The sequence below is a fragment of the Flavobacteriales bacterium genome, from assembly GCA_013214975.1.
Classification (GTDB): domain Bacteria; phylum Bacteroidota; class Bacteroidia; order DT-38; family DT-38; genus DT-38.
In genome coordinates this window covers 1-5,781 of the sequence record JABSPR010000015.1, presented here as the reverse complement: position 1 = coordinate 5,781, position 5,781 = coordinate 1, and the positions used below count along the sequence as shown (strand labels likewise).

The following is a 5,781-nucleotide window of genomic DNA, read 5'->3' as shown; positions in this document are numbered from 1 at the left end:
TAATAATAGATATCCCATCAAACCCACTCGACTGTATTCTCTACCCCGACTTCGCCATGATAGACACCATGGCCTTTTGGCTTACCGTATTGTCTATTACAATGATTGGCTCGGTTATCACTCTGGCTAGTGCCCGCGCTGTTGACAAACTAGATCCTTATAAACGAACAACCGATCTTAATAAAGATCTTATTGGCGTTGGACTTAGCACAATGGTATCAGGAGCATTAGGAGGACTTCCTATAACCAATGTAATAGTTCGTAGCACGGTTAACCTTAACAGTAATGGTAAAACCAGGTGGTCTAACTTTTACCATGGCATTATCCTTATTCTTTTCGTACTTATTCTAGCCCCTACTTTAGGCAATATTCCATTGGCGGCATTGGCAGCAATACTGTTGCATACCGGCTTTAAACTGGCTTCACCTAAAGTATTTAAGTTAGCTTATGATCAAGGAGTTGAACAACTACTATTTCTCTGGTCTACACTTATTATAACATTATACACCGACCTACTTTATGGAATTATTGGTGGAATATTTACCACTTTTCTACTGCACATTCTACTCGCAAAAGTTGGTTTCGTACCCTTCTTTAAAATGATCTACAAGTCAGGTTCTAAAGTGCATAAATTGGACAATGGCACCTATGATGTTAAACTGAAAGGAATAGCCAATTTCTTATATGCCTTACGACTCGACAAACTTCTAGAAGAAATACCAATTGGGTCGAACGTACTAATTGATTTGTCGCAAACGCGATTAGTAGATTTATCTATCATGGAAAACCTGATTGATTACAAACGAATTCAAGAGAATAACGGCGGCGATGTAAAGCTGATCGGCCTAGATAGCCATGTGGCTTCGAGCAGTCATAACCGAGCGCTTAAAATTATTACCGGCCGTGTTAACAAACCGATTACAAAACGTCAGATACGTTTACAAAAAATAGCCTTGGAAAACGGCTGGTCTTTTGAAAGAGCTGTAGATTGGGATACGTCTTACCTAAGAAACTTCCATTTCTTCGACTCGCGACCAATCGAAATGAAGACTAATTCACTAAAAGGAAAAGATGTAGAAAACAATGCAGAATGGGAAATTGCTGATATCGTATTTGATGAAGGAGCTATGCTTTCGCTAGAGGTCTACCAAACTACTGTTCAGATAATAAAATTACCAACGAAGATACCGCGCTTTATTATTGACAAGGAAGGACTCTTCGATCAAATATTCGATCGAGTAAAAGCGCTGTCCGGATCTAGCCAAGATATTGAGTTAGGTAAACATCCCGGCTTTTCCCATAAATTTAATCTGAGTGGCGAAGACGAAGATGACATCCGTGATTTCTTTACCGACGATCTTATTCATTTTATAGCGGAGAATGAGATACACCATATCGAAAGCAATGGTGAGGCATTAATGATATTTAAATACATTCACATTGCTCGCACCGAGGAGGTGCAGCATATGCTTACTTTCTCTTCTAATTTGTTAAAACATTTGGATTTAATTAAGGGTTCTTAATTCGGTCTTGACTCAGCTCTAACTCCCACTCTCCAAAAAGAAAAGAATTTCTCGCATTTACACAAATGCCAACGTCCACTCAAAGAAGGAGTATTATAAATCGAAATGAGAGCTTAGTAAGACTAGGAAGTCCTGAACTTGTTTCAGAAATCAACCAGTCGCACTTAGCGCTCATGAAGGTGTTGATAGAACTGAATTGGAGGATTTGAGTTTTTTCCTTCGTTTTTTGGTCAAGCAAAAAATACTATTGCGCAGCAATACTTGGCCGTCTGCTGTCAGGACAGAGGGGAACTCCTTATTTCTGGTACAACGTTTGCAAAGCAACTTTCAAAATCAAAAATGCTACAGGATCTACGCGATGAGAGACAAAAATTCCTGTTCTAAAACTTTACCTTTGAGACTTTATTTCGAATGCAATCAACCATGAAATACCTTATACTTTTAACCCTCGCCTCTACCCTGTTCTTTTCATGCGGAGAAAACAATACACTAGCCGAAGAAACTGCAACGAGTACGGCTCAACCTGTTGATACAACAACTACTTCTCATCCAACAGAAACGCAACCCCAACAAGAAACATTCACGCTCGAAGCGCAATTCTTGGAATTCAGTTTTGGCGATGCGGAGCATTTTAATTTCAGAGACGAGACAGGCAAGGTGTGGGACTTTACTGGTTGTTATTCCGAAGAATTTAAGTTCTCTCGGATGCTCCCGGGTGATGAAGCAAATGAAGAAAACCAAGGCTGGGGATCTAACGAATATTTAATCGGCAAGTGGTTTCAGCTCACCTATTACAAAACGGTGCAGCAACTCTATATCGACGGACCAGAAGGCGAGGTAGAAATAATTAAAGCAGCTGCTTTAATAGACNACAAGCAACCAAAACTTACGGGAGATTTAAACTAAAAACAGAAGAACTCACCAACGAAGGCTTTAGACATACCGGAAATGTAAGTCCGNATGGAAGTACCGAATTGCTCTTAACCGATGTAGACCACAGTTATTATACGATTGAGGTGAAGACCACCAACAACACTTTCGCCATCGAAGACCTATCCGTAGCGCCTACAGAAATAGCATGGTCGGCCTCAGGAGAAGTTATTCTTGTGCACGAAAAGGACTTTTATGCCAATGAGTGAACCACACAACTAACCGTTGTTAATGTTATAACTGGCCGCTATCAAAAAATCAAAACTCTATTTATACTAGGTGAAACCGATGCTGGATTGAGAGACAAATTCAACATCTATTCCCTTTCTTGGCTCAATGAAAACTCGTTTGCTTTTAAACCGAGCGTAACTTACCAAGGCGAGTCGGGGCATCCCGGTATAAATTTTAATAGACAAGAAAAGCTTGGCGAGCACTTTGCCCAAACAGCAGACAGCCTTACTTTAACCCCACTACAAGTAGAAATCTCTACCGTTACCAATGCCTCTCCACATGGCAATACCGAAACGCATCACCATTATATCTGCTTTAACGACGACCAAAGTACCAAACGCATTTGGGTTAGCTATTCTGAAGACAGTAAACCGTTAGCCCTAAAACAGCATGGCGCGAATAATCCCGAAGCCTTGGTTTTTGCTATTGAGTTTTTTAGCACCGGTGGAGCCCATCCTAACATAACGGAATACTACAATTCGTTCGCCGATGGTAAGTTTATGGGCACCTTAAAACTTACCCATACGGGTAACTGGGATTACGCGGAATTCACAAAAAGGAACTGAGCGAAGCGCAACTACACCATCGATCATGAAGCCAACCCATATGGCAACGAGCCTTGTTTCTAATAAAAATACGTTACCGATAAATACAGCAACAACCTAACAAAGGTATAGGACTATTTTCTTCTTACATTTCACATCGCGATTGCTCGGTATCTTGCTAATCATTAGCATCAAATAAATTATCTTTATCACAGATTAAAATCGAATACCGAAATACAATTTCCGTGAAGGATAAAGGCCTAATTTGCTTATATTAATGTCTATAATTACATGTCCATATTGCAAAAGTTCTTTAACCAATTCTGGAGAAAAAACATATCTGTGTAAAAACAACCACAGCTTTGATATCGCCAAACAGGGTTATTTAAACTTACTGCCGGTTAATCAAAAAAGATCTAAAGATCCAGGCGACAACCAAATGATGATTGCTGCCAGAAGAAATTTTTTGGAACTAGGATTCTACGATCCGTTAATAGAAAGCATTAAAAATATTATTACAGATAAACTCTCTCTTAAAACCAAAGATATTATTGCATTTGATGCAGGCTGTGGGGAAGGATATTATTCTGAAAAAGTTTTGAATAATTTACCTGGTTTAGAGACAGAAATATTAGGTACAGACATTTCTAAATACGCTGTTAAAAATGCAGCAAATAAATATAAAAACAACTCCTACTTCGTAAGTTCAATATATAATTTACCTATTTCCGACAACAGCACAGATCTTATCCTATCCATTTTTTCGCCAATAATGGCAGAAGAATTTAAGCGCATATTATCTAATCAGGGGCATGTTGTAATTGTTAGCCCAGCTCCGGACCACTTGCGTGAAATGGCAGAATTAATTTACGATACGTTCAGGCCGCATACATCAAATATAGTTGAGAAGATGACACCTTTATTAAAACACAACTTCACACAGAGAACTACTTTTGAAATAGACATTAAAAGTGCAGAAGCATTGCTTTTTCTTTTAAAAATGACGCCCTATTATTGGAGTACAGGAATAGAACGTTTGGAAAACATAATCAACAAGAATGAACTATCGGTTACTTGTGATTTCAATATTGATATTTTTAGCCAATAGATTAAAGTGAAAAAAACGGTTTCCATTATAGGTGGCGGGGCAGCCGCAATTACATTAGCAGCATTTCTCGATAAGCAAAAATTTGAAGTAGCAATTTTTGAGAAGAATAAGTCTCTCGGACAAAAGTTTTTAGTTGCAGGAAAAGGTGGTTTTAATTTAACCCATTCCGAGCCGATAGAATCATTAATTGAACGATATACTCCCTCCTCTTTATTAAAAGAAGCATTACTCAAATTTACCAACAGCGATCTAACAAACTGGCTCGATCCTATTGGCATTCCAACTTATGTTGGGAGTAGCAAAAGAGTGTTCCCCAAAAAGGGAATAAAACCTATTGAAGTGCTCAAGGCTATTCTGTCTGTTTTAAAAAAAAATGGTGTTAAAATAGAATTCAACAAAACCTGGACTGGCTGGGATAGTCGCAATAATTTAATATTTAATAACAAAGAGATTACCGAATCTGATTATGTGGTATTTGCCTTAGGTGGTAGCAGTTGGAAGGTTACAGGATCGGATGGAAGTTGGATATCGACTTTCAAAAAAAAAGAGATAAACACTATTCCTTTTCAAGCTTCAAATTGTGCTTATAAAATAGAATGGGAAAGTGATTTTATTTTAAAACATGCTGGTGCTCCACTTAAAAACATCTCTATTTCTTGTTTAAATAAAAAGCAAAAAGGCGAAGTTGTTATTACTAAATTTGGATTAGAAGGCAATGCGATATATGCCCTTAGCCCACAAATTAGATCGGAGTTAAAGAAACAGCAAAAGGCTATTATTTTGATCGATCTAAAGCCCACTTTATCAAGTGCTGCTATTGTGAGCAAATTAAAAAAGTATAAATCTAAAAGTATATCTGCAGTATTAAGAAGCGAATTAAAGCTTAGTCCGGCGCAGATAGGATTGCTAAAAACATGCACTTCGAAAGAAGAGTTCCTTAATACGGATACCCTTGCTCTCAAAATAAAAAGCGTGCCTTGTACTATTCTTAATTCGGCCGAATTAGACGAATCTATTTCTACAGTAGGAGGAGTTTGCTTATCGGAAATAGATTTAAATTTCGAACTAAACTCAATCAAAGAAAACTACTGCATTGGAGAAATGTTAGATTGGGATGCACCTACTGGCGGATATTTATTACAAGCTTGTTTCAGTATGGGTTTTGGGCTAGCTCAACATTTAAATTCTAAATAGAAGGAATACCCCTTTTAAGAAAGCCTTGCTTAACAAGAAAGCAGATGGTCGTAGGACAGAATACAATCTCTCTTTTAAGGTCCTTGTGCCGGACAAGCAGATTATTTTAACTCTGTCTTGTACTGAAATAGGTTGACACCAAAAACCTATAAAATGAATAACGATTCAATACACTACTCATCAGAGTTTAAAAACAATGTCGTGTCGGAGGTTCTTTCCGGGAAATACGGAAAGGACGAAGCAAAACGAG

6 protein-coding genes are annotated in these 5,781 nt (G+C 38.0%); all 6 read left to right on the top strand.

What is annotated here, in order from left to right; genetic code table 11:
• The coding region (locus HRT72_00870; protein NQY66269.1) for a SulP family inorganic anion transporter at positions 1-1,523 on the top strand (1,523 nt) is incomplete at its 5' end.
• Positions 1,524-1,946: 423 nt separating this feature from the next.
• Complete coding sequence (locus HRT72_00865) at positions 1,947-2,429, top strand: hypothetical protein (protein NQY66268.1); 483 nt, start codon at positions 1,947-1,949, stop codon at positions 2,427-2,429.
• Between the two features lie 68 nt (positions 2,430-2,497).
• Entirely contained in the window at positions 2,498-2,662 is a 165-nt protein-coding gene (locus tag HRT72_00860; protein NQY66267.1) for a hypothetical protein, read from the top strand.
• Positions 2,663-2,749: 87 nt separating this feature from the next.
• Positions 2,750-3,250, top strand: a complete 501-nt coding sequence (locus HRT72_00855; protein ID NQY66266.1) for a hypothetical protein — start codon at positions 2,750-2,752, stop codon at positions 3,248-3,250.
• Positions 3,251-3,506: 256 nt separating this feature from the next.
• Complete coding sequence (locus HRT72_00850; GenBank protein NQY66265.1) at positions 3,507-4,337, top strand: methyltransferase domain-containing protein; 831 nt, start codon at positions 3,507-3,509, stop codon at positions 4,335-4,337.
• Between the two features lie 6 nt (positions 4,338-4,343).
• Complete coding sequence (locus HRT72_00845; GenBank protein ID NQY66264.1) at positions 4,344-5,531, top strand: NAD(P)-dependent oxidoreductase; 1,188 nt, start codon at positions 4,344-4,346, stop codon at positions 5,529-5,531.
• Positions 5,532-5,781: the final 250 nt, after the last annotated feature.